26 protein-coding genes are annotated in these 21,244 nt (G+C 69.2%); 9 read left to right on the top strand and 17 right to left on the bottom strand.

Features of this window, described 5'->3' with window-relative positions:
* Positions 1-56 precede the first annotated feature (56 nt).
* The 4 genes from VFE82_RS04950 to VFE82_RS04935 form a co-directional block, all read right to left on the bottom strand.
* Positions 57-902, bottom strand: coding sequence for a carotenoid biosynthesis protein (locus VFE82_RS04950; RefSeq protein WP_324999131.1), 846 nt, complete (start codon positions 900-902; stop codon positions 57-59).
* The gene (locus VFE82_RS04945; RefSeq protein ID WP_324999130.1) at positions 899-1,987 is read right to left on the bottom strand and encodes a class I SAM-dependent methyltransferase; all 1,089 of its coding nucleotides are present in this window, start codon (positions 1,985-1,987) and stop codon (positions 899-901) included. Before VFE82_RS04945 ends, VFE82_RS04950 begins: the two co-directional genes overlap by 4 nt.
* A 333-nt stretch (positions 1,988-2,320) precedes the next feature.
* On the bottom strand, positions 2,321-2,698 hold the full coding sequence (locus VFE82_RS04940) for a PH domain-containing protein (RefSeq protein ID WP_324999129.1): 378 nt from the start codon (positions 2,696-2,698) through the stop codon (positions 2,321-2,323).
* Between the two features lie 128 nt (positions 2,699-2,826).
* A complete protein-coding gene (locus tag VFE82_RS04935; protein WP_324999128.1) occupies positions 2,827-3,606 on the bottom strand; it encodes a phospholipase D family protein in 780 nt (259 codons plus the stop codon).
* Between the two features lie 155 nt (positions 3,607-3,761).
* On the opposite strand from VFE82_RS04935, the gene VFE82_RS04930 reads away from it, so the two are divergent.
* Both VFE82_RS04930 and VFE82_RS04925 read left to right on the top strand, forming a co-directional pair.
* The gene (locus VFE82_RS04930) at positions 3,762-4,145 is read left to right on the top strand and encodes an STAS/SEC14 domain-containing protein (protein ID WP_324999127.1); all 384 of its coding nucleotides are present in this window, start codon (positions 3,762-3,764) and stop codon (positions 4,143-4,145) included.
* Positions 4,146-4,380: 235 nt separating this feature from the next.
* Complete coding sequence (locus tag VFE82_RS04925; RefSeq protein WP_324999910.1) at positions 4,381-5,082, top strand: class I SAM-dependent methyltransferase; 702 nt, start codon at positions 4,381-4,383, stop codon at positions 5,080-5,082.
* A gap of 135 nt (positions 5,083-5,217) precedes the next feature.
* Here the strand turns inward: VFE82_RS04925 and VFE82_RS04920 are convergent, their stop codons facing one another.
* Together VFE82_RS04920 and VFE82_RS04915 are read right to left on the bottom strand one after the other, a co-directional pair.
* On the bottom strand, positions 5,218-5,448 hold the full coding sequence (locus VFE82_RS04920) for a hypothetical protein (RefSeq protein ID WP_324999126.1): 231 nt from the start codon (positions 5,446-5,448) through the stop codon (positions 5,218-5,220).
* Between the two features lie 95 nt (positions 5,449-5,543).
* Positions 5,544-5,771: a zinc ribbon domain-containing protein gene (locus VFE82_RS04915; RefSeq protein ID WP_324999125.1), complete on the bottom strand. Its 228-nt coding sequence runs from the start codon at positions 5,769-5,771 to the stop codon at positions 5,544-5,546.
* A 269-nt stretch (positions 5,772-6,040) separates the two neighbouring features.
* On the opposite strand from VFE82_RS04915, the gene VFE82_RS04910 reads away from it, so the two are divergent.
* From VFE82_RS04910 to VFE82_RS04900, 3 genes are all read left to right on the top strand, one after another.
* Entirely contained in the window at positions 6,041-6,304 is a 264-nt protein-coding gene (locus tag VFE82_RS04910) for a hypothetical protein (RefSeq protein ID WP_324999124.1), read from the top strand.
* Between the two features lie 310 nt (positions 6,305-6,614).
* Positions 6,615-7,115 (top strand): response regulator transcription factor, encoded by a 501-nt coding sequence (locus VFE82_RS04905; RefSeq protein WP_324999123.1) that lies wholly within the window; start codon positions 6,615-6,617, stop codon positions 7,113-7,115.
* 140 nt (positions 7,116-7,255) lie between these two features.
* Complete coding sequence (locus VFE82_RS04900; RefSeq protein WP_324999122.1) at positions 7,256-8,197, top strand: transglutaminase family protein; 942 nt, start codon at positions 7,256-7,258, stop codon at positions 8,195-8,197.
* A gap of 209 nt (positions 8,198-8,406) precedes the next feature.
* Here the strand turns inward: VFE82_RS04900 and VFE82_RS04895 are convergent, their stop codons facing one another.
* The 10 genes from VFE82_RS04895 to VFE82_RS04850 form a co-directional block, all read right to left on the bottom strand.
* Positions 8,407-9,693 carry an MFS transporter gene (locus VFE82_RS04895; protein ID WP_324999121.1) on the bottom strand — a complete coding sequence of 429 codons (1,287 nt, stop codon included), beginning with the start codon at positions 9,691-9,693 and terminating at the stop codon, positions 8,407-8,409.
* Positions 9,694-9,743: 50 nt separating this feature from the next.
* Entirely contained in the window at positions 9,744-10,745 is a 1,002-nt protein-coding gene (locus tag VFE82_RS04890) for a MerR family transcriptional regulator (RefSeq protein WP_324999120.1), read from the bottom strand.
* Positions 10,746-10,806: 61 nt separating this feature from the next.
* On the bottom strand, positions 10,807-11,016 hold the full coding sequence (locus VFE82_RS04885; RefSeq protein WP_324999119.1) for a DUF4287 domain-containing protein: 210 nt from the start codon (positions 11,014-11,016) through the stop codon (positions 10,807-10,809).
* A 7-nt stretch (positions 11,017-11,023) separates the two neighbouring features.
* Entirely contained in the window at positions 11,024-11,434 is a 411-nt protein-coding gene (locus VFE82_RS04880) for a VOC family protein (RefSeq protein ID WP_324999118.1), read from the bottom strand.
* 161 nt (positions 11,435-11,595) lie between these two features.
* Positions 11,596-12,342, bottom strand: coding sequence for a class II aldolase/adducin family protein (locus VFE82_RS04875; RefSeq protein WP_324999117.1), 747 nt, complete (start codon positions 12,340-12,342; stop codon positions 11,596-11,598).
* A gap of 99 nt (positions 12,343-12,441) precedes the next feature.
* Positions 12,442-13,458 (bottom strand): fumarylacetoacetate hydrolase family protein, encoded by a 1,017-nt coding sequence (locus VFE82_RS04870; RefSeq protein ID WP_324999116.1) that lies wholly within the window; start codon positions 13,456-13,458, stop codon positions 12,442-12,444.
* Complete coding sequence (locus tag VFE82_RS04865) at positions 13,455-13,994, bottom strand: VOC family protein (RefSeq protein ID WP_324999115.1); 540 nt, start codon at positions 13,992-13,994, stop codon at positions 13,455-13,457. Before VFE82_RS04865 ends, VFE82_RS04870 begins: the two co-directional genes overlap by 4 nt.
* 11 nt (positions 13,995-14,005) lie before the next feature.
* The gene (locus tag VFE82_RS04860) at positions 14,006-14,980 is read right to left on the bottom strand and encodes a tripartite tricarboxylate transporter substrate binding protein (RefSeq protein WP_324999114.1); all 975 of its coding nucleotides are present in this window, start codon (positions 14,978-14,980) and stop codon (positions 14,006-14,008) included.
* A 24-nt stretch (positions 14,981-15,004) separates the two neighbouring features.
* Positions 15,005-15,208 (bottom strand): hypothetical protein, encoded by a 204-nt coding sequence (locus VFE82_RS04855; RefSeq protein ID WP_324999113.1) that lies wholly within the window; start codon positions 15,206-15,208, stop codon positions 15,005-15,007.
* Complete coding sequence (locus tag VFE82_RS04850) at positions 15,205-16,872, bottom strand: FAD-dependent monooxygenase (RefSeq protein ID WP_324999112.1); 1,668 nt, start codon at positions 16,870-16,872, stop codon at positions 15,205-15,207. Before VFE82_RS04850 ends, VFE82_RS04855 begins: the two co-directional genes overlap by 4 nt.
* Before the next feature lie 92 nt (positions 16,873-16,964).
* Between VFE82_RS04850 and VFE82_RS04845 the strand changes: the two genes are divergently transcribed.
* Positions 16,965-17,756 (top strand): helix-turn-helix transcriptional regulator, encoded by a 792-nt coding sequence (locus VFE82_RS04845; protein ID WP_324999111.1) that lies wholly within the window; start codon positions 16,965-16,967, stop codon positions 17,754-17,756.
* 58 nt (positions 17,757-17,814) lie between these two features.
* On the top strand, positions 17,815-18,420 hold the full coding sequence (locus tag VFE82_RS04840; protein ID WP_324999110.1) for a DUF488 domain-containing protein: 606 nt from the start codon (positions 17,815-17,817) through the stop codon (positions 18,418-18,420).
* A gap of 34 nt (positions 18,421-18,454) precedes the next feature.
* Here VFE82_RS04840 and VFE82_RS04835 read toward each other — a convergent pair whose 3' ends face one another.
* On the bottom strand, positions 18,455-19,000 hold the full coding sequence (locus tag VFE82_RS04835; protein ID WP_324999109.1) for a MarR family winged helix-turn-helix transcriptional regulator: 546 nt from the start codon (positions 18,998-19,000) through the stop codon (positions 18,455-18,457).
* Between the two features lie 171 nt (positions 19,001-19,171).
* Here VFE82_RS04835 and VFE82_RS04830 point away from each other — a divergent pair, with 171 nt between their 5' ends.
* Both VFE82_RS04830 and VFE82_RS04825 read left to right on the top strand, forming a co-directional pair.
* Positions 19,172-20,248 (top strand): ABC transporter substrate-binding protein, encoded by a 1,077-nt coding sequence (locus tag VFE82_RS04830; RefSeq protein WP_324999108.1) that lies wholly within the window; start codon positions 19,172-19,174, stop codon positions 20,246-20,248.
* Positions 20,249-20,269: 21 nt separating this feature from the next.
* Complete coding sequence (locus tag VFE82_RS04825; RefSeq protein WP_324999107.1) at positions 20,270-21,241, top strand: Bug family tripartite tricarboxylate transporter substrate binding protein; 972 nt, start codon at positions 20,270-20,272, stop codon at positions 21,239-21,241.
* Positions 21,242-21,244 lie beyond the last annotated feature (3 nt).

Below are 21,244 nucleotides of genomic sequence, written 5' to 3'. Positions count from 1 at the left end.
CACGCCGGCCTCGCGCCCTGGCCGCGGCGCGCGCGCCGTGAGCAGCCGCGCGGGCCTCAATCGAGGTCGGCGACGGCCGGTGCGGTCCGGGCGTGGCCGCCGCGGGTAGGCAACCGCTCGTGGTGCAGCAGCAGCATCGTGGCCGCGTGGATGGCGAGGCTGAGGAGCAGCATCCACATGTTCTGGAACAGGACGCCGGAGACCAGGCCGATCGCCAGGCTCACCGCCTGGAAGGCGACGGACACGCGCACGCCAAAGCCGTCGAAGGGCTGCGCGAAGACCTTCGACCGTTGCGCCGCCAGCAGCGCCACCGCGCAGGACAGCGTGGCGAGGACGACCGCCCCGCGCCACGGCTCGGCCACGCCGAACTTGATGAGCGCGTTGGTGCACAGGACGCCGACCAGTCCGCCGACGACCGCGAGCCACGCCCGGCCCGTCGCCCGCTGCACCAGCGAGAAGAAGAAGATCACCCAGAACCATGCCCAGAAGTTGCCGTAGGGCACGCCGAAGTACTGGTGCTCGAGGCCGCGGCCCCAGTCCCAGAAGCCGACCCGGACGGCCACCACGTCGAGGCCCAGGTCGATGCCCAGGCCGAACAGCCCGTCGAATGCGCATGCCGACAGCAGGCCCAGGCGCAGCCTGCCGCTGACCTGCTGTGCCGAATAGATGATGCAGCCCCAGGCGATGCCGATGCACAGCGGCACCTTGAACACCATCACCGCGAACTGGCCGTACTGGTAGGCACTGAGCTGGTAGATGGTCGCGATCTCCAGGCAGAGGCCATAGACGCTGCCCCAGAACAGGGTCGACAAGCCGCCGGACCGCGTCCTCCGGGCGTGCCACAGGCAGGCGAGGAGAGCGAGGTAGACGAAGGCCTCGAAGAGGTGGAACCAGGGTTTCATGCGTGGTGGAGCTTGGTGCCGTGGACGGCCTTGCTGAACAGGCCGATCTCCTCCCGCAGATTCCCGGCGCCGTGGGCGCGGTACACGGCCTGGAGATCGTGCAGGGTGTAGTCGCGGTAGAAGGGCTCGTGGTAATCCTCCGGGAACTGGTCCAGCACCCAGTTGAACTCGGGCACATCGTCCTGCTGGATCGAGTCCACGTGGCCGATCCAGCCCTGCACCACCAGCACGCGCGCGAGTTCGCCGAGGATCCGCGTGCGCACGTCGCGCGGCACTTCGTGCAGCAGGTAGCACGAATAGGCGGCGTCGAAATGCTGGTCGGGAAACGGCAGGTTCTCGGCCTGGCCGCGGACGAACGAGACGTTCGGGCAGTCGCGCAGGTTCTGCCTCGCGGCCTCCATGTAGTCCGGCGAGAGCTCCAGCAAGGTGATGCGGGCCTTGGGAAACTCGGTCGCGACCATGCGGGTCAGGGCGCCCGTCCCGCCGGCGACCTCGAGAAAGTGGCACCCCGCGCCGTCGTGGCCGAAGCGCTCGCGCAGCGGCCTGAGGATCAGGCGGCGCATCGCCGCCGCGGTGCCGGCGAACACGATCTCGACCTGGTGGTCGTACTTCCGGGCCGAGGCGCCGGACAGGTAGCCGTCGGTCTGGAAGTGGAAGTTGCGCGTGTAGTACGCGGGGAAGGCGTGCTGGCGGACGGACGACGCGCCGGAGAAGCGATCGTGGATGCCCCGCTTGCGGCGCGCGGCCACCGCGATCGTGTCGCCGAGGATCACGGGCAGGCGCGCCAGGTGGCGCACCGGATTCCCCAGCTCCAGCAGCGCCAGCGAGTAGACACCGTCACGGACGTTGCGGGCGTCGGCGAGGAACAGCCGGTTGAGGTGGCCCCTGGATCGCCAGAGATTGCGCAGCAGGTTCGACTGCAGCTTCTTGCGCTTGCCTGCCACGATGCGATCGAGTGCCGCGATGGCGAGCGCCTGGCAGGCAAACAGCCCGAGCCGTGCCAGGGCATAGAGATAGGTGCAGGCGAAGCGCAGGTGCGCCGCGACGTGCAGCTTGGCAGGGCTGTCCAGTGCCGAGGATGACATCGCCATTCCTTTCACGCGCTTCACGGAAGAAGCTGTCCCGGCACCGGCCTGGATGGCGCGGCGACGCGGGCGGGAACCCTTCAGGGGGAGTAAGACATTCTGCCTCAGCCACCTTGGCCTGCACAGCAGGCGCCGCTGGGGTGAAACCCGCAACCGTCCTCGCCTGCACGGCGGCCGGGCGGGCCCGCCGCCTGCAGGTCGTGCGCTCATCCCAGCCTCACGCGCCGGTCATAGACAAGGGGCCGGATGAAGGTCCGGGCAAGTGTCTTCGATCCGCGGACCAGGTCCGCCTCAGGCTAGAAGCGGGCGTCCAAGATTGGGGAACTACGGGGACTATCGAAGCACGTAGCTGGCAAGGACCGCCTGCACTTCGTAGATGCTCAACTTCTTATTGAACTGCTTCTGGATAGGAGCTTCGGTCCCTGAGATCCAGATCTTGAGCTCGGCATCCAGATCAAACGTGCCGGCTGTTTCCACGCTGAAGTGGGTGATGCTCTTGTAAGGGATGGAGTGATACTCCACCTTGCTGCCGGTGAGCCCTTGCTTGTCCACCAGCACAAAGCGCTTGTCAGTGAAGACGAAGTAGTCCCGGATCAGCTGGTAGGCATGCTGAACCGATTCACCCGGAGCCAGAATCGGCGCGAACTCTTGCTGGATCTTTGCCGGATCGATCTTCGCTGCGTTTCCGAGGAGCCCGTCGAGAAATCCCATGTCACCTCCTTCTCTCGGCAGTTATATAGGAGCGCGCCGTCAGTGGACGCGCTGGCGGCCGCTTCAGACCTAAGCGGCCCCGGCCACTCAATCGAAGCGTCTAGTTTTCCGACCGAGACTCGCCATGATCAGCCCAGGTTGATGTCCTCAGGCCACAGGAAGTACGGGCCAAAGCGAGATTTGGCAACAAGCTCGACTCCGGACTGTTGCCCCTTGAGCGTGAGTGCGTGGCGATCGCCTTCGAGAGCAAGGTATCCAGCGGCCGTGGCACGCTCAAGAAGCTGCGAGGTCTTCAATCCGTGCTTCTGCGCGATCTTTGATGATGGAAGCTTTCCGCCCGAAGTCGGTTCGCCTTCTGTCACAACATCTGCAACAGCCTCGGAACTCTCTACGGCGCTGCTTGTGACCCTCTCCATGGTGATCCGCACTTCGTCGCTGATACGGATGATGCGTTGCGCCTCTTCGTAAGCATCTTTGTACAGCTGCGCATCCTCGACACGTTCGATCAGAACTCCCATCTCGTTGTTGTTCACCTGGCTGAATTCATAGAGATTCAGGCTAGTCACGATACAAAGAGACTCACTAAGGTAGCACTTCGCATGCAGGTTCTTGCAGAAGCTGGTCCGAACATAGGTCAGCCCCCGGAGCCATTCAATCTCCTGCGGCTGCAGTTCACTCTTGCCATACACGATCCGGACATCGATCTTGAGGCGGTTCTTGTCTGCCAGCAGCTCCTTGATGCGGTCATTCAGCTTCAGGAAGGGGCTGATCAGGATCAACCGGTCTGTGGCACTCTTGATCAACTCTTCGAGGAAGTAGTTGGTCGCACTGGTGTTCAGGAATTTCGCCATCTGCTGGTCAGAGCACTTGGAGGTGATCGGGACACCATTCTGCAGCAGCCTCACCACGCACCCGATTCGGTGATGGGCGCAAGGGTTTAGCTCGCGACTGTCAAGACAACGCCGCTCACGGGAAAGGCGCACCCGAGCGACAAAGGCCTCCCCCAGCCGCAAAGCGAACACGCCCCACCGGGCGGACCGGAAGCACGGGGTAGGATCGACACATGAGAGACGAACGCATCTGGGTCGAGCCGGTCGGCTCCGTCATCGTCGCGCGGGTCCGCGGGAAGCCCACGGCGGAGATGCTGAGGGAGTGCGAGCGTCGCGTCCTGGAACTCGCCCAGGAGACGCAGCATGTCCGGCTGCTCTACGACGCCCTGGAACTGGAGGCGCCCGAGATCGAGGTGGTACGACTGCAACAGGAGCTGGAAGCGGCCAGGCAGACGAACCTCGGGTCGGCGTCGCTGCGGACCGCGATCCTTGTCCCCAACACGCGCATCGCGTACCTGGCGCGGATCGCGTTCGGCCACGTGGGCGAGGCGAAATACCGGGTCTTCTACAACGACTTCGGCGCCGCCCTGAAGTGGCTGGACGACCTGGGCAGCTGAGCCTTTGCCGCCCTGGATGGGCGGTCGGATCTTGATGCGGCAGGCAGCGGAGGACCAGGGGCGTCAACCCCGCTCCGGCTGCCGGCCGCGCCTCGGCGCGTGGCCGACCAACGTGAGGTGGCGGGGCAGTTCCGCTGCAATCCCGCACGCGCGCCGACGATGGGGGTCGTCGCCAATGAAGATGTCGTGCGCAGCGCACCACCCGTATGCTTCGCGCATCGCCATGCAAGACGACATGCACGACATCGGAGCAGCGAAATTCGACGTCCACCGCGCCGGCGAATACGAGCGGCAGAGCCGCATCGGCCTTGCCGGCTATGAGGCCTGCCACGAACTCGCCGCCTGCATGCTGGCGGCGTCGCTGGGCGACGGGCCGCGGCACGTGCTGGTGGTGGGCGCAGGGGGCACCGGGCAGGAAGTCCAGTCGATCGGCGGGTTGCAGCCGGCGTGGCGCTTCACGGCCGTCGATCCCTCGCCGCCGATGCTCGAGCAGGCGATCGCCCGCCTTCATGCATCGGGCCTTGCCGACCGCACGACCAGCGTTTCCGGCCATGTGCGGGACATCCCCCTCGACACACGGTTCGATGCCGCCACGGTCATCGGTGTCCTGCATCACGTGCAGGGAACCGAAGCCCAGATGGATCTGCTGCGGTCCGTGGCAGACCGCCTGCCCAGCGGAGCGCCCCTGGTCCTGGCAGGCAATGCGCATGCGTACGCAAGCCGGCCGCTGCTCCTGAAGGCATGGGCGCAGCGCTGGCGCATGTTCGGCGCCGGCCCGGACGAGGTGCAGGCGAAGCTCGGGAAGATCCTGCACGGCGCCGATCCGCCGGCGTCCGAATGGCACGCCCTCCAGATGCTGGCCGCGGCGGGTTTCGGGCGGGCCGAGCGGTTCTTCTCCAGCCTGTTCTGGACGGCCTGGATCACGTTCCGGAACTGAGCCAGGGCGCCGGACCTCGGGGCGACGGCGGCCGCCTCGCCCGGCCAGGACGTGTTGCGGCCCGCCAGGAGCAGGCACGGTGTCGACGATGCCGCGCCAGATGAGGTGTTGGCGCGGGGCGCCAGCACGAGCGGCTCAGGAGGAGCGGGCCAGGTTGGTCTTGCGACCCGAGCCGCCGACGGGGCCCGAGGGGACCTTCCGTCCCGAGCCGATCTTCTTGCCTGCACCCTGGCGGTTGGCCACGGTGGCCCATGCGCGCGCGCCGCCCTGCGGGCGGCCCACGCCTTTTGGCCCGTTGCCTTTCTCGATGGCACCCGCTTGGCGCTGTTGCTTGTCGGTGGAGGTGGACTTGTCCCCTTGCGGCATGTTCGGCTCCTGGAGATGGATGTTCCGGCGATCGGCGCTGCTCGAGATCGGCGGCGGCGCAAGGCGCTCCTGGACGGTTCTGCATGGAGCCCCGCTCACACGCAGCAGCCACACCCCCCTGCGTGCCGCATCCGCGCATAACGCCCGTCGGCTGTCTCGCGCGCGTGCAGTGAGCCCATGCCGCCGACGTGCGGGCTGGCCGCGACCATGCGCGTGGCGTCCTGGCCGCATTTCGGGCAAGACGTCGCGCGATCACGGTCGGCAATGCGCCGCAGCTCGGCAAATGTGCCGCAGCGAGCGCAGGCGTAGTCGTAGGTGGGCATCAGGCCTGTCACTGTTCCACGGCCGACGATCCCGCCTTGTAGGAACGGCTCCACTCTTGGGCGTGGCCAGCCCGGCCGTGCCGCCGCGGGATGAGACGGCGAGGCGACCGGCGCCGAGTACGTCGGCGGCTGCACACGGTGGCTGCTGCACATGTTGCCGCCTCGGGATCGACATGCTCGTGTGCAGCCCATCGCGGTGCGAGACGTCTGCCAGCTCTCATCGCCCATGACCTACGGTTTTCGTGACTCGATCGAACGACCATCAGCGCATGGACGAACTTGCCTTCCCGCGCAACCTGGTCAGTGCCGCAGTGGAGCGGGCAAAGAGCATCCCGCCGCTCTTCGGACCGGGCTGGGACGTGTGCTTCGTCGACGAGGGCGGCGCTGAACTTGCACGCTACACCGTCGCCCACTTCGAGCAGATCACGCATCTCGAAGCAGAGCTCGGCCGGCTCGGCTTCAAGCTGCTCCTGACCGAAGGCAGCCGTTGCGATTTCGTCTTCGGAGCTGCATCCCTCGACACCCAGTTCTGATCTGTGCGAGGCCAAGGCCGCGCTGGGCGCAGCACCGTGGCATGCGGGTTGCCATGGCCTTGCATGGTCAGGATCGCCAATGCTCTGGAGCAGACCGCGGAAGCTCTTGCGCACGCAACGCGCAATCTGGAAGAAGCGCGGCTGGCTCTTGAACGATCGCGGGAAGTTCAAGCGTGGTGGAAGGCATCGCTGCGCGACTCCCAGTTGTTGCTGACGCACCCCTCGCGCCCATGCACGTGCCACCCACCACGGCGGCGCTGACGCCACAGCGGCTCGACCGTGCTTGCGCACCCTTCAGGGACGATGGACCATGCCAAACGGGAAGAAGGCTCCGCCAGGTCAACGCTCCGGTCATGGACTGGCGAGCATCCTGGAGTACGTCGACTTCGGCTTGACGCAGCCCAGCCACCTGGAGCACGCGTTCGACCGCCATGCCTACCGGGTGCTGGTGGTGGACGACGTCGCTGCCCAGCGCTATGCGACCGAGAGGACGCTGCGGGCCGCGGGGTATGTCACGCTCGAAGCAGAGACCGGTGACGACGCGATCAAGCTCGGGGCGAGCGCGTCGGCCATCATCCTGGACGTCAATCTTCCCGACGTGCACGGGATCGAGGTCTGCACAACCTTGCGGGCGAGCCCGGCGACACGGTCCATTCCCATCGTGCTGACCTCGGCCGTCTACGTGGACGGCGTCCACAAGGATGCTGGCCTCGATGCCCTTGCAGACGCTTACCTGGTCCCCCCAGTCCAGGCCGGCGAACTGCTGGACCTGGTCGATCGTCTGATCAAGAAGCACTCCGGCGCCAGGTAGATCCGGGGGCCCCGGTGCCTGACAGGCGATGCGCATGCCTGGTTGCGCGTGCACGCCACAGCGCGCGCAACCCGCGTGGTAGTCTGGGGCAGCGATCGAATTCAGGTTGCATGCAGCGTCGAGGGCGTTCAGGAGCAACGATGGTTCAGATCGAGCTTGCCATCTCGTTGGAGTACGAGATCGAGGATCCCGCGGGTGCCGATTTCATCTTCAACATCCATCCGGCCAGGACCGCGCACCAGCACGTGCAGGCCGAGCGCCTGGAACTGACCGGCGACGTGCCGCAAGACATTGCGACCGACAGCGCAACCGCCACCCGCTTCATGCGGCTGCACGCCGGTCCAGGGCTGTTCGTCCTGCGGTACGGGGCGACCGTCACGATCCAGCACTATCTGGCCGAGCCCGACACCTTGGTCGAGGTGCCGGTGCGCTGCTTGCCGTTGGAGGTGATGCCTTACCTCTACCCTAGCCGCTACTGCCAATCGGATCGACTGCTCAGGCTGGCCTGGGCGGAATTCGGCTCCTTGTGGCCGGGCTACAGCCGGGTGCTGGCCATCCAGCACTGGGTGCAGCAGCGCGTGACCTACACATCGGGTTCGAGCAGCTCGTCCACCTCCGCGCTGGACACCATCGTCGACCGCGTCGGTGTCTGCCGCGACTACGCCCACCTGATGGCGGCCTTGTGCCGCGCGTTGAACATCCCCGCGCGCATCGCCACCGGGACAGACTACGGAAGCAACCCGCTGCGCTCACCGCCGGACTTCCATGCCTATGTGGAGGTGTACCTCAGCGATCGCTGGTACTTGTTCGATCCCTCGGGCATCGGCATTCCGATGGGATTCATGCGGTTCGGCACCGGCCGCGATGCCGCAGACGTCGCCTTCGCGACCATCTTCGGCAACGTCACCTCGAAAGCGCCATGGCTCACGGTGACCGCCGCACAGGGCGCAGGCGCCGTGCTGCCGCACCATTGCGCCCAGGCCTTGTGCACCACCGCGCCCATTCCCCCGAACGATCTGGGATGCACGAGCTTCGGCGCGCGGAGCGAGCGCCGTCAGATCGTGCGCCAGCTCCCTGAGTGACAAGCCACCAGCGGCCAGCCGCGGGCCAGCCGCGGGCCCGCCGATGCTCGTTCCGAGCGAACCTGCCGCCTGGAACGGGCCACCAGGCGCGAACCCATGGGTGGCAAGGCGTGCACCGCCCTTGACGAACACCGACGACGACGCCCAGGCGAGTTTTCCAACGCAAGCGGCCAGGTCCGGGCACCCGGCCCGGCGATCGACCGCCGGCATCACGCCGCCTGGCCGAGCGGCCGCCGGTCGTCGATCTGCCGCATCGGCGACGCGATCCACGCGATGACGGCCAGTGCGACCAGCAACAGTCCGCAAGTGCTGAACAGCAGGGTCAGCGGCACGTGCTTCAGCACCCACCCCGTTGCCGCCGAGGCCAGCGGCACCAGGCCCATGAAGATGAACATGAACAGGCTCATGGCCCGCCCCAGCATGGACGGCGCGACGCGTCCCTGGATCCAGGTGAACACGGCGACCTGCATGAAGCCGGCGAGCACGCCGACCGCCAGCATCAGGCCCACGCCCTGGGCTGTGGACGTGACTTGGCCCATCGGCAGGAACAAGAGGCCGATCAGCACGTCCGCCAGGAGCATGCTGGTGCCAAGCGTCCCGACGCGCAGCTGGCGCGCTCCCGAGAGGGCCATGCCGACGAGCGTGCCGCCGCCATGCGCGCCCGCCATCAGCCCGAGCGCCGACGCGCCCAGCTGCGGCTGGCTCTGCGCCAGCACGGGCAGGGCAATCTGCAGCGGCCCGAGCACCAGCAGGGCCACCGCCGTCCAGTACACATAGGTGGCCGCCAGGACGTGGTCGCGTCGGACATGGCGCAGGCCGTCAGCAATGGAAGACCAGAGCGAGGCGGCCGAGGCCAGGGGCGCAGGGGTCGCATGCAGGCGCACGCGCGACAGCGTCCACGCCGACAGCGCGAAGCTGGCGGCATCCACCGCAAAGGCCAGTGCGATGCCGGTCGGCTGGCGCACCGCCCCGCTGCCGTCGCCGAACAAGGCGATCAGCAGGCCTGCCGCCATGGGCCCGATGAAGAAGCTCAACTGGCGCAGGCCCATCATCGCGCCGTTGGCCGCTGCCAGGTCCTGCGGCCGGAGGGCGTGCGGCAGGATCGAGGTGCCGGACGGGATGCTGAACGCACTCGACAGCCCGAGTGCGAGCGCCAGCGCATACAGCGCCGGCAAGGGCAGGATCTGCAGGTAGACACCGAGCGTCAGCGCTGCAAGCAACCCCGCGTTCACGTGCTTGGTCCACATCAGCACGCGGTACGGCGAGAAGCGGTCGACGACGGCGCCGCCCACCAGGATGAACAGTGCCCTGGGCACCCCGATGAAGGCCAGGACCAGACCCAGCGCCGCCGTGTCTCCGGTCATGCGCAGCACCAGCCATGGCAGGGCGATCAGGGTGAACTGGTCACCCAGCAGCGACACCGCGCTGCCAGCCATCAGCCAGCGGAAGTTGGGCGCGCGCAGCAGTGCTGCACGCGGATTCGTCGTCGATTGCATCGTGGGTCCTCCTGACGGGACCGACTGTGCGGCCTCACGTTGCGTGAGGGTCAAGCGGTTTCGGCGCTCTCCTGCAGGAAGCGCCGCACCTCGGGCCCGAGCGGATGACCCGCCAGCAGCAGCGGGTGGGCCTGGTGGAGCGTCTGCAGCTTGCGGCGGATCGCCGGATCGCCGGCGCAGGCGCGATCGAGCAGGGCGTCCCAGCGTTTCAGCAGGGCACGGGCCTGGCGGCTGCGTGGGCTGGCACCGGCGGCCAGCAGCTTCCGGCCTGCCGCGTCGATGGCGGCGAACTCCGCATCCGGCACGTAGCCGATCGCCTTGACCTCGGACTCGGTGAAGTGCGTGCACGCGAGCGCGAAGCGGCAGGCGATCGCGCGATCCATGTACGCGATCATGTCGGCCGGCGGCGCCCCGCGCCGGCCCGACGCCGAGGGCTCGTGGCGGTACATCGCGCCCCAGCGTTCCATCAACGCGAAGTCGCCCTGCATCCAGCACGCCATCAGCTGCTTCCACCGGTACGTGAGGGCCTGACCCTGCGACGACTCCACCGTGCCGCCCGCGTCCATGTGGGCCCGCACCTCGGCCTGCAGCGCCAGCCATTCGCCTTCGATCTGCGCATAGCGGGTGAAGATCGACTTCAGTTCGCCGGCGCTGAAGTGCTTGCCGAACGTGGCCATCAGCGACAGGCTCTCCACCCACTCGCCGGTGTCCGGGTTCCTGCCCGCCAGGATGCCCGCGCGCAGGAGCGCCAGGCGATCGTGCAGTTCCGTCGCCTCGCGGATGCGCCGCTGCAGCGCCTGCATCTGCTGGTCGAGGATGGCTTCCGGCCGGACGTCCCGGCCATCGAGGATCGGGGCGATCGCGCCGAGGGCCAGTCCCAGATGCCGCAGCGCCTGGATCGCATGCAGGCGCGCGACGTCCTGCGCGGCGTACATGCGATAGCCGGCCTCGCTGCGCACCGAGGGCCTGAGCAGCCCGATCTCGTCGTAGTGATGCAAGGTGCGCACCGTGAGGCCGGTGCTTCGGGCCAGCTCGCCAACCTTCATGTGCATGGGCGCGGATTATCGGCGCCGCGATCTCCCGTTCGCTCGCCGCCAGGCCGGCCGGGCGCGCCTACCGCCTTGCCAGGTGGTAGGCCACCAGGGCATTGGCATGGCCATGCCCGAGACCGTGCGCGGTCTTGAGCAGGCCCACCAGTTCCATGTGCTTGAGGTCGCCTGCGGCCCGCAAGATCTGGAACCAGTGCTCGACGGGCTGCCCGTATTTCTTCTCGATGGACGGGAAGTAGGAGGCCGGGCCTTTCACCTTCTCTTCAGCTGCCATGGGCACCTCACGCATGGGCGGGCATCGCCGCCGGATTCATCCAGAGCGCGGCCCAGAGGTGGCCGTCGGGGTCCGCGAGGTCCCGCGAGTACATGAAGCCGAAGTCCTCGGCCGGGTTCGCGTCGGCCTGCCCGCCGTGGGCGGCGGCGGCCCGGTTCATCGCGTCGACCGCCTCGCGGCTGTCCAGCGCGAGGGACAGCATCAGCCCGGCCGTCCCGGCCGGGGGGAATGGCCGCTGGGTGAACGTGCGCCACTTCGCGTGCGAGATCAGCATCACCTGGATCGACTCGCTCCACGTCATGCAGGCGCTGGTGCCGTCGCTGAATCTGGCGTTCTGCTCGAAGCCCAGGGCCTTGTAGAAGGCCGTCGAGGCTGCAAGGTCAGCCACGGGGAGGCTGATGAAGATCGTCTTGGTCATGGGGTGCTCGTTCGGTGTGGCTGGAAAACGGAACTGCGAGGATTCGAAGCTCCACCGCCACGACGAGCGAGGCATGCCGGAATCGACAACCAGGTGCTGTCGAGCCGGCCCACCGGTGCGCCGACCCGGGATGGCCGCCCCGCTCGCGCCTCGCAGCCGCCTCAGTCCGCGTAGCCCGGCATCTCCCGGTCCAGCACGCGCATCATCGCCGCGAAATAGAGCGCTTCACGCTCGGCCTGCGAGTGGCTGTTTCGGGGGTTCGGGCGCTCCACCCGCTTGACCGTCTCGTCGTCCAGCACGGCCAGGGGGCGGCCGGTGGACATGGCCAGGACCTGCGCGCGGCAGACCCGCTCGAGCTTGTACAGGCGCCGGTAGGCCTGCCCGACGGTGTCGCCCACGACGAGGACGCCGTGGTTCTTCATGAACAGGATCTGCTTGTCGCCCAGGACGGACGCGAGGCGTTCGCCTTCGCTCAGCGAAGCGGCCAGCCCGGTGTAGCCGTCGTCGTAGGCGATGTTCCGGGTGAGGAATGCGGCCGTCTGGCTGCCCGGCAGCAGGCGGTTGTCCTCCAGCATGTTCAACGCCAGCGCCCAGGTCTGGTGGGTGTGGAGGATGACATTCGCGCCGGTGAGCCGATGCAGCGGCGCATGGATGCTCAGGGCGCTCAGCTCCAGGCTGCCGGTGCCTTCCAGCACCTCGCCCGCCTCGTTGAAGACGATCAGGTCGCTGGCCCGTGCCTCGGACCAGTGCAGGCCGAACGGCAGGACCAGGTACAGGCCTTCCCGGCCCGGCACGCGCATCGTGAAGTGGTTGTCGATGCCTTCTTCCAGGTCGTCGTAGACCGCGAGGCGGTTGGCCGCAGCCAGGTGGACGCGTGCGCGCCAGATGTCGTCGTGGATGTCGTTCATCGCTCGTGGCTCCTTCGGCGGTTCGGCACAGATCCGGCAGTGTCACATGGACGCCGGGGGCTGTGCGCGCCGGAGGGTTGCCGGCGCGCGCCAACCTGCTCAGTGTCGCGGCCGCACCGACACCCGCTGGTCGATGGCGCCGAAGACGGCGTCCTGCTCGTCGACGATCGCCTCGATGCGGACCCGGTCGCCGTCGCGCAGGTAGGGGCGCAGCGCCGATTCCGGCGTGCCGGCGAGGATCTGCCGCACGCGGGCCTCGGTGATGCAGGCGCTGCCGGCCGATGGGCTGGCGTTGCTGATGGTGCCGGCGCCGACGATGCTGCCGGCCGCGAGGCTTCGGGTCCGCGCGAGGTGCCGGATGATCTGCGGGAAGTTGAAGATCGCTTCCGTGTTCGCATGCGGCTCACCGAACCATTCGCCATTGATCGCGATGCGCACCCGCAGGTCCGGCATGCCGTCCCGCCACGCCGGCCCCAGGGCGGCCGGCGTCACCGCGATCGGCGCGAAGCTCGTCGCGGGCTTGCTCTGGTAGAAGCCGAAGCCCTTGGCCAGCTCGCCCGGGATCAGCCCGCGCAGGGACACGTCGTTGAGCAGCACCACCAGCGCGATCGCCTGCCGGGCCTCCTCGAGGGAGGCCCCGAGCGGCACGTCGCCCGTGATGACGGCGATCTCCGCTTCCAGGTCGATCTGGTGCGCCTCGTCGACCGCCACGATGTCGTCCTGCGGCCCGAGCATCACGTCGGAGCCGCCCTGGTAGACCAGCGGCTCCTCTTCGTAGCCTGCAGGGATGGGTTCGCGCCGCCACTGGTAGATCAGGCGCGCGTGGTTGCGGTACACGGACGCGTCGGCCCACTGGTAGGCGCGCGGCAGCGGTGCCATGCACTGGCCCGCGTCGAACGGCAGTGCGCCCGCCCAGCCCGTCGCGTCCAGCCGCCGCACCACCTCGTCGACCTGCGCGGCCAACGGTGCCCAGTCGTCGAGCAGGGCCTGCAGGGTCGGGGCGTCGGCGCCGGCCGGCACCCACTTGCGCGCGGAACGGTCGACCAGCATCAGTTCGCCGTCGCGCCTGCCGTTGCGGCGCGTCGCCAGCCGCAGCTGTGGTGCCAGGGCCGTCATGGCGCGTGGCCTCCGGGGTGGGCGCCGCGCTTGCGTCCGGCCCACGCGCGCAGGGCCGCATGCGCGTCGCGTGCATAGCCGTCCACCACCTGCGGCGCCGCGACCTCCACCGTGAGCTCCAGCCGCAGGCCGTTCGGGTCGAAGAAGTAGATGGACTCGATGTACCCGTCGTGGTCGGTCACGCCGACCACCTCCACGCCGTGCGCGGCCAGGCGCTGTTTCATCGCGAGCAGGTCCTCGCGCGTGGCGACGCGCAGCGCGATGTGGTTCACCCAGCTGGGCGTGTTGGGCGACGGCATGGCCGCCGTCGCGTCGCCGAGGTCGAAGAAGGCGATGCTGGAGCCGTCGCGCATCCGGAAGAAGATGTGCACGTAGGGGCAGTACTCGCCGGTGCTCGGCACGTGGTCCTTGCGGATCACGTGCACGAGCGGCAGGCCCAGAAGGTCCTCGTAGAAGTGGCGCGTCTCCTGCGCGTCGCGGCAGCGCCAGGCGAAGTGGTGCAGCCCCTCGACCGGGCGGGCTCCAGGCTGGTCCATGGTGGTGCTCCTCAGTCCAGCGTCACGTTGGCGGCGCGGATCACGGGTCCCCAGCGCCGGGCCTCGTCGCGCATCATGGCCTTGAACTGCTCGGGGCTGACGCGGATCGGCTCGAACCCGAAGCCGGTGAAGCGGCTCAGCACCGCGGGATCGGCGAGCGCCTTGTTCAGCTCCTGGTTCAGGCGCCCCACCACGGGCGCCGGCAGGCCCGCGGGCCCGACCACGCCCTGCACGGCGAACACCTCGGCGTCCTTCACCCCCATTTCGGCGAGCGTGGGCACGTTCGGGAGGACGGCGGAACGCTGGGGAGAGCCGATGGCGAGCGCCCGGACCTTGCCGGATTGGATCACGGACAGGCCCGAGGCCAGGTCCAGGAACATCATCGGGACCTGGCCGCCCATCACGTCCTGCATGGCCGGGGCCGCGCCGCGGTAGGGGATGTGCGTGATGAAGCTCTGCGTCCTGTTCTTGAACAGCTCCATGGCCAGGTGGTGCGGCGAACCCAGGCCGACCGAGGCGTAGCTGGTCTTGCCGGGGTTGGCGCGCACGTAGGCCAGCAGCTGGCGGAAGTCCTGCGCCGGGAAGCTGGGGTGCACCACCAGCGCGAGCGGGAAGCGGCCGATGCCACCGATGTAGCTGAAGTCCTTCTCCGGGCTGAACGGCAGCTTCTTGAACAGGTGCTCGTTCAGGAACATCAGCGCGTTGTCGGCGGACATGATCGTGTAGCCGTCGGGCCTCGCGCGCGCGACGAGTTCCGCCCCGATGTTGGTCGCGGCGCCCGGGCGGTTGTCGATGACGATCGACTGCCCGAGGCCCGCGCGCATGCCCTCCGCGATCGCGCGGGCCAGGTTGTCGGTGCCTCCGCCCGCCGGGTACGGCACCACCCACTTGACCGGCTGGTCGGGATACTGGCCCTGCGCACGGGCCCACGGGCTGGTGACTGCCGCGGCGGCGGCGACGGTGGAGAGGAAATGGCGGCGGTTCATGGTGGCCTCGGTCGGTTGTCGCGGTCAGCCCGCGGAGAGGGATGGGGTCGGCAGGTCCTGCAGGGCTGCGTCGATGGCGGCGCGGCAGGCGTCTTCGTCCGCCACGCGCTCGAAGAGCAGGAGCGCGAGACGGGCGAGGAACAGCGCCTCGCGGTCGCGTCCGGCGGCGGCGATCGCGTTGCTGCAATGGGCATAGATGCGGTCCTGCCCCGCGGCGTCGAAGGTCATGCGGGAATCTCCTGGGATGCGCAGGCGCGGCGGATCGCCCCCGTCACCTCGTGCGCGCGGGGGGCGTGCCAGCGGCCGCAGACGTGGCCATCCGGCCGCACGAGGTAGACGGTGCCGTCGGCAGCCCCGTACGCCTGGGCCACCGGTCCACGGGCATCGAGTTGCACACGGGCTGCGGGCAGCACGGGCCAGGTGGCCGAGCCGCTCGCGGCTTCGACCTCGCGGGCGGCGGGCGAGTCGCCGAACACCAGCATGGTGAAACCCTGCGCGGCCAGCAGCCCGGTCAGATGCGTGCCCGGGCCGACGCGCATGTCCAGCAGCGGCGCTCCAGGCTCGGGCCCGGCGGTGAACCCTCCGTCTCCCGACCCCGACAGCGGCGAGTCGCGGTAGGTGATGGCCTGCGTCTGGCGCGGGTTGACCAGGCGTGCGATTCCCTTGTGGCGGGCGGCCAGCGACAGGGCGGCCTCGCGCATCAGCTCGAAGCCGCGGTTCGGCGGCGACATGAATTCGGTGCTGCGCATGGCGCTTGCCGCATTGACGTGGAACGCGGCCACGCGCTCGTGGCTGTAACTGTCGAGGAGCGCCTCGCCGCCGCGGCGGCGCACCACGGCCGCGAGCTTCCAGGCCAGGTTGTCCGCGTCGTCGAAGCCCGAGTTGAGGCCGCGCACCCCGAAGATCGGCATGGCGTGCGCGGCGTTGCCGGCGAAGAGGACGCGGCCGTGGCGGTAGGAATCGAGCGTCATGGCGCCGGCCCGGTAGACCGACGTCCAGACCGGCTGCCAGGACAGGTGGCCCTCGCCGATCGCATCGAGGTGGCGCTGCACGAACTGGCGGATCTGCCCGGGCTGCATCGCTTGCGCGGCATCCTCGCCGGCGGCGAGCTGGTAGTCGATGCGCCAGATGTCGTCCGGCTGCCGGTGCATCAGGATCGTGGTGCCTCTGGCCCAGGGCGGGTCGAACCAGGCGCGCCGCTCGGTCGGATGGTCGCTCGCGAGCTCGATGTCGACGATCGCGTAGCGGCCCTGGTATCCCACCCCCTCCAACGCGAGCCCGAGCGCGTTGCGCACGAAGCTCTGGCCACCGTCGCAGGCCACCAGCCAGTCGGCGCCCGCCTGGTAGTCGCCGAGCGCGTTCTCGATCCGGACCGAGACGCCATCGGGCCGGCTCTCCAGGCCCGTGACCTTGCTGCACCAGCGCACGTCCACCAGCCCCGGCGTCGCCGCGTTGAGCCCGGCGATCGCCTCCAGCAGGTACTGCTCCATGTAGTACTGCTCCAGGTTGATCATCGGCGGGAACCTGTCGCCCGGGGTGCAAGGCATCTCCAGCACGAAGACCTCCTGCGTGCCGTAGTAGCTGCGTCCGCGCGTCCAGGCCAGCCCCTTGTCGAGGAACGGCCGGGCCACGCCGAGCCGGTCGAGGATCTCCAGGCTGCGCCGGGAGATGCAGGCGGCCCGGCTGCCCTCGCAGACCGAATCGTCGGCTTCGATCACCACGCTGGGAATGCCCCAGCGGCCGAGCCCGAGGGCGGTGGCCAGGCCGACCGGGCCGCCGCCGGCGATCAGCACCGCATGGCGTCGGGCTTCGAGCCGGCCGGCGCCGAGCGGGGGCGGCGGCGACGGGGCGAACCGCCGGTATTCGAACGGTCCGATGCGGTCGAGGGGCATGGGAAGGGGCGTGGACGGCAGTCTCGGAAGACCGGATTGTCGGCACCGGGCGCTGTCAAAATGTCCTGACGAATGAGGACAGGCTTTCCCGCATGCAACGCCGCCGGCTGAGCGACGACCTGGCGCATGCCGACGTGCGCCTGGCGGCTGCGCTGATGGACGCGATCGGCGCGCCCGATTTCGCGCGGCAGTTGCTCGACGCCGTGCAGCCCACCCTGCCCGCCAGCCACTGCACGATCTTCGGCCTGCGCAGCAACGGCCGTGTCGACGCGATCTCGACGGCCAGTGGCGTGGGCGAAGTGGCGACGCTCACCGCGGTGGACTACATCCGGCTGGGCTTCGACCGCAAGGACACCAACATGGTGTGGCTCGCGCGGCGCAAGCCGGGCGCGCGCCGCCAGTTCTGGCTGAGCCACCAGCTGGCCGACGACGTCGCCGACGAGGCGTACCGGCGCGTGTGCTACGGCGAGACGGGCATCCGCGAACGCCTCTCGTGGCTGGCCCTCTGGCCGGACGGGCTGAGGGTCGCGGTCAGCCTCTACCGCAACCATTCCTTCGCCGACTACACGCCGGCGGACTTCGACTGGGCCGGCGCGCAGGTCGCCCTCGTCGCCACCGCTTTGGTGCGCCATGCACGGCTCACGCCCGGGGCGCAGCCCGCCACCGGCGTGCCGCGCGACCGGATGGCGCACCTTCCCGCCCGCGAGCGCCAGCTCATGGCGTGCGTGCTGGCCGGACAGACGACCCGGCAGGCGGCACAGAAGATGGGGATCTCGCTGACCACCGCGTTGACCTACCGCTACCGGGCGTTCCAGCGGCTGGGGGTGCGGAACCACCGGGAGCTGCTGGGCCTGCTGGACGCGGCAGGATCGGCCGGACGCTAGGAGGCGGCCCGACGCCGGCCGCGGAGCAGGCGTCGCCTGCGCCCCGTACCATCCCGCCATGCGCCAGCCAACCGGACCCGAGCAGATGCCAGCCGCGGCCGCCGACGGCGCCACGGCGCAGGGCGAGGTCTGGACCATCGGCCACTCCACCCATCCGCTCCCCGCATTCCTGGCCATCCTGCAGGCCCACGGCATCGAGGCGATCGCCGACGTGCGCCGCTTCCCGGGGTCGCGGCGGCATCCGCAGTTCGGCACCGAGGCGCTCGGTGCCGCGCTGGCGGCGCACGGGATCGCCTACCACTGGTTTGCCGAGCTCGGGGGACGCCGGCGCCCCAACCCGCTGGAGCCCGAGGGCAGCGCCTGGCGGCACCCGTCGTTCCGGGCGTACGCCCAGCACCTGCGGACCGAGGAGTTCGCGCAGGGATTGCATTCGCTGCTGCACGTGGCCCAGGCCTCCAGGGTCGCCATCATGTGCTCCGAGCTTCTCTGGTGGCGCTGCCACCGCCGGCTGATCGCCGACGTCATGCTGTTCTGCGGCTGGCGTGTGGTGCACATCCTGGGTGCGACGGACAGCAGCGTGCATCGCCATGCCGCGCCCGTGCAGATGGGCCCCGACGGGCTGTCGTACGCCGACCACCCGCCCGAGCTGGCGGACTGCTGCTGACCCCGGCGCCCGCAGCGCTGTCGGCCGCGGGCGGCTACTCCACGGCAGCCCAGTCGCTGTCGCCGTCGCGGGCGCGGCGATCCCGCCCCCGCCCACGGTCGGCCCGCACGTCGAGCACGATCGAGGCGTTGACGGCTTCCGCATGCTGCGTGAGGGCCGCCAGGATGCCGTCCAGCGCTGCGAGCTGGCCGGCGTCCAGCACCGACACCATCTGCCGGTTGATGTCCGCGACCTGCGGGAACAGCTCCCGATGCAGCTCCCGCCCCTTGGCGGTGGCCTCGATCAGCGCCCAGCGCCGATCCCCGTCCTGGACGTCGCGGCGAACCAGCTGCTTCTTCAGGAGCACGGCCACGACCCGCGACGTCCGCGCAGCGTCCAGGTGCGCCAGCTCGCTCAGGCGCGACGGCGACATGGCGCCCCCGTCCACGACCAGGCAGAGCAGGCGGAACTCCCGCCGGGTGACCCCGTAGCGGCCTTCGCACAGGCGGATGACGGGCGCCCCCGCCAGCGCGAAAAGCCGCAGCAACCGGTAGTTCAGCAAGTCGTCCGGCCTCTGCGGATCACGTAGCGCAACACTCATTCGTCGGTTTCCGTCGCTTCATTAGATGAACTATCTGTTCGCCGCACAAGATTCCACGGCCGGGCCGCAGCGGTTCCGTGGCCGGTCCGCCAAGGGCGTCGCCGGCGCAGTGGATTTTCAGGGAGACCGACAGTGTCGATACGTGCTTTTTCCTTCTGTTTGGCGTTGCTGTTGCCTGCCGTCGCGCAGGCCGAGATCGTCATCGCGCAGGTGTCACCGACCAAGGGCCCGCTGGCCGTCACGGCCGTCGGCAACTACGAGGGCGCCAAGGCCTGGTTCGAGACCGTCAATGCACAGGGCGGCATCAACGGCCAGAAGATCCGCTTCGTGCACGAGGACGACCAGTACAAGCCGGAGGAAACGGTGCGGCTGGTCGCCATGGTCGCCGAGCGCGACAAGCCGGTGGCCTTCGTCAACCTGTTCGGCTCGGCCAACGTCCTGGCGCTGCAGTCCAGCAAGGTGCTCGAGCGCGTGAAGATCCCGGCCATCGGCGCAACGCCCGGCGCGGAAGCCATGCGTTCGCCGGACAACCCCTGGATCTTCCACGTGCACGGCGGCGACCGCGCGCAGATCCGCCACATCCTGCAGCATCTGTCGACGCTGGGCCTGACGCGCGTCGCGGTGGCGTTCCAGGACAACCCCATGGGCAAGAGCGGCCTGGCCCACTTCGACGAGGCGGTGGCCGAGCTCAAGCTCGACGTCGCAGGCCGGGTCGCCGTGCCCCCGGTGGGCGAACAGCTGGCCGCAACGGCCAGGAAGCTGCAGGACACGGGCGCGCAGGCGTATGTCATGGTCCTCGTGCGCAACAGCGGCGCCGCCCTGGTGCGCGACGTGCGCGCGGCCGGCGACCGGACGCCGCTGTACGGGATGTCCTATGTGCCCGCGGAGGCCATCCTGGAGAAGGCGCCGCTGGAGTCGGCGGTGGGCGTGGGCATCGCGCAGGTGCTGCCCAACGCGGCCGCGGAGAAGACGTCGCTGACCCGGGAGTTCCGCGCCGCGATGCGCAAGTACCTGCCGCAGTCGGAGCTGTCCAATCCGCACCTGACGGGCTACGTGGCGGCGAAGGTCGCGGTGGAGGCGATCCGCCGCGCCGGCCCCTCCCCCACGCCGGAGAAGGTGGCGGCCGCCATGCGCCAGCTGAAGATCGATCTCGGCGGCCTCCCGGAGGACTTCACGGGTGGCCGCAACGTCGGCACGCAGTGGGTCGACATCGGTGTCGTCGACCGGCGCGGCCAGTTGCTCCACTGAATCCGACAGAAGGAAACCGACATGAACATCCCGAGCGCATTGCGCACTGCCGCCGCCATCGGCGCGATCGCCGCGGCGTGCGTCGCCCAGGCGCAGACCTGGCCCTCCAAGCCCATCCGCGTGTTCGTCGGCTCGCCGCCGGGCGCGCCGTCCGACATCACGGCGCGGCTCTTCGCCGACCAGTTGGGCAAGCTGGTGAACCAGCCGGTCGTGGTGGAGAACCGCCCGGGCGCCGGCAACAACCTGGCGGCCATCGCGGCCGCGAAGGCCGAGGGCGATGGCGCCAGCCTGGTGCTGAGCCCGGACACCGTGCTGACGGTGAACCCGCACGTCTACAAGTCCGGGGACTTCGATCCCAGGCGGGACCTGGTGAACGTCTCCATCGTCGCGAGCTTCTCGCAGATGCTCGTGTGCCACCCCTCGGTGGGCGTGAAGAGCGTCGGCGAACTGGTGGCCAAGGCGCAGAAGGGGCGGCTCACCTACGCCTCGGGCGGCCCCGGCGTGCCGGGGCACCTGGCCAGCGAGATGTTCCTCGACGCGGCGCGCGTGCGCATGGACCACATCCCGTACCGCGGCCCGGCGCCGGCCACCCAGGCCATCCTGTCCGGCGAAGTGAACTGCGGCTTCCTGGCCACCCCCACCGTGCTGCCGCACGTCAAGGCCGGCAAGCTGGTCGCGCTGGCCGTGTCCTCGGCCAAGCCGTCCCCGCTGGCGCCCCAGGTGCCGACGCTGGCCCAGGCGCTCGGCCAACCCGGACTGGACGTGAGCTTCCGGCTGGTGCTGCAGGCCCCGAGGTCGACGCCGGCGCCCATGCTGGCCGAGATCGAGAAACGGTCCCAGGAGGTCATGAAGTCGCCCGAGCTGCGCGCGAAGCTGCCGAACCATGACCTCACCGCCGTGGGCAGCAGCAGCGCCCAGGCCCAGTCCATCCTGAACGCCGAGATCGTGCGCTGGGAGCCGGTGGTCAAGCGCCTCGGGCTCAGCGCCGACTGACGC

Origin of the sequence: Ramlibacter sp. (genome assembly GCF_035655895.1) — a bacterium.
Lineage (GTDB): Bacteria > Pseudomonadota > Gammaproteobacteria > Burkholderiales > Burkholderiaceae_C > Ramlibacter.
The sequence above is the reverse complement of the archived record's forward strand: the minus strand, read 5'-3'. Positions and strand labels throughout refer to the sequence as shown.

Coding starts and splice junctions, on each gene's coding strand:
- VFE82_RS04850 (WP_324999112.1), bottom strand. CDS start 16,872: ATGCCCCTCGACCGCATCGGACCGTTCGAATACCGGCGGTTCGCCCCG.
- VFE82_RS04855 (WP_324999113.1), bottom strand. CDS start 15,208: ATGACCTTCGACGCCGCGGGGCAGGACCGCATCTATGCCCATTGCAGC.
- VFE82_RS04885 (WP_324999119.1), bottom strand. CDS start 11,016: ATGGCAGCTGAAGAGAAGGTGAAAGGCCCGGCCTCCTACTTCCCGTCC.
- VFE82_RS04900 (WP_324999122.1), top strand. CDS start 7,256: ATGGTTCAGATCGAGCTTGCCATCTCGTTGGAGTACGAGATCGAGGAT.
- VFE82_RS04950 (WP_324999131.1), bottom strand. CDS start 902: ATGAAACCCTGGTTCCACCTCTTCGAGGCCTTCGTCTACCTCGCTCTC.
- VFE82_RS04890 (WP_324999120.1), bottom strand. CDS start 10,745: ATGCACATGAAGGTTGGCGAGCTGGCCCGAAGCACCGGCCTCACGGTG.
- VFE82_RS04880 (WP_324999118.1), bottom strand. CDS start 11,434: ATGACCAAGACGATCTTCATCAGCCTCCCCGTGGCTGACCTTGCAGCC.
- VFE82_RS04860 (WP_324999114.1), bottom strand. CDS start 14,980: ATGAACCGCCGCCATTTCCTCTCCACCGTCGCCGCCGCCGCGGCAGTC.
- VFE82_RS04940 (WP_324999129.1), bottom strand. CDS start 2,698: ATGGGATTTCTCGACGGGCTCCTCGGAAACGCAGCGAAGATCGATCCG.
- VFE82_RS04905 (WP_324999123.1), top strand. CDS start 6,615: ATGCCAAACGGGAAGAAGGCTCCGCCAGGTCAACGCTCCGGTCATGGA.
- VFE82_RS04915 (WP_324999125.1), bottom strand. CDS start 5,771: ATGCCCACCTACGACTACGCCTGCGCTCGCTGCGGCACATTTGCCGAG.
- VFE82_RS04870 (WP_324999116.1), bottom strand. CDS start 13,458: ATGACGGCCCTGGCACCACAGCTGCGGCTGGCGACGCGCCGCAACGGC.
- VFE82_RS04865 (WP_324999115.1), bottom strand. CDS start 13,994: ATGGACCAGCCTGGAGCCCGCCCGGTCGAGGGGCTGCACCACTTCGCC.
- VFE82_RS04835 (WP_324999109.1), bottom strand. CDS start 19,000: ATGAGTGTTGCGCTACGTGATCCGCAGAGGCCGGACGACTTGCTGAAC.
- VFE82_RS04920 (WP_324999126.1), bottom strand. CDS start 5,448: ATGCCGCAAGGGGACAAGTCCACCTCCACCGACAAGCAACAGCGCCAA.
- VFE82_RS04875 (WP_324999117.1), bottom strand. CDS start 12,342: ATGAACGACATCCACGACGACATCTGGCGCGCACGCGTCCACCTGGCT.
- VFE82_RS04845 (WP_324999111.1), top strand. CDS start 16,965: ATGCAACGCCGCCGGCTGAGCGACGACCTGGCGCATGCCGACGTGCGC.
- VFE82_RS04895 (WP_324999121.1), bottom strand. CDS start 9,693: ATGCAATCGACGACGAATCCGCGTGCAGCACTGCTGCGCGCGCCCAAC.
- VFE82_RS04910 (WP_324999124.1), top strand. CDS start 6,041: ATGGACGAACTTGCCTTCCCGCGCAACCTGGTCAGTGCCGCAGTGGAG.
- VFE82_RS04930 (WP_324999127.1), top strand. CDS start 3,762: ATGAGAGACGAACGCATCTGGGTCGAGCCGGTCGGCTCCGTCATCGTC.
- VFE82_RS04925 (WP_324999910.1), top strand. CDS start 4,381: ATGCACGACATCGGAGCAGCGAAATTCGACGTCCACCGCGCCGGCGAA.
- VFE82_RS04945 (WP_324999130.1), bottom strand. CDS start 1,987: ATGTCATCCTCGGCACTGGACAGCCCTGCCAAGCTGCACGTCGCGGCG.
- VFE82_RS04825 (WP_324999107.1), top strand. CDS start 20,270: ATGAACATCCCGAGCGCATTGCGCACTGCCGCCGCCATCGGCGCGATC.
- VFE82_RS04840 (WP_324999110.1), top strand. CDS start 17,815: ATGCGCCAGCCAACCGGACCCGAGCAGATGCCAGCCGCGGCCGCCGAC.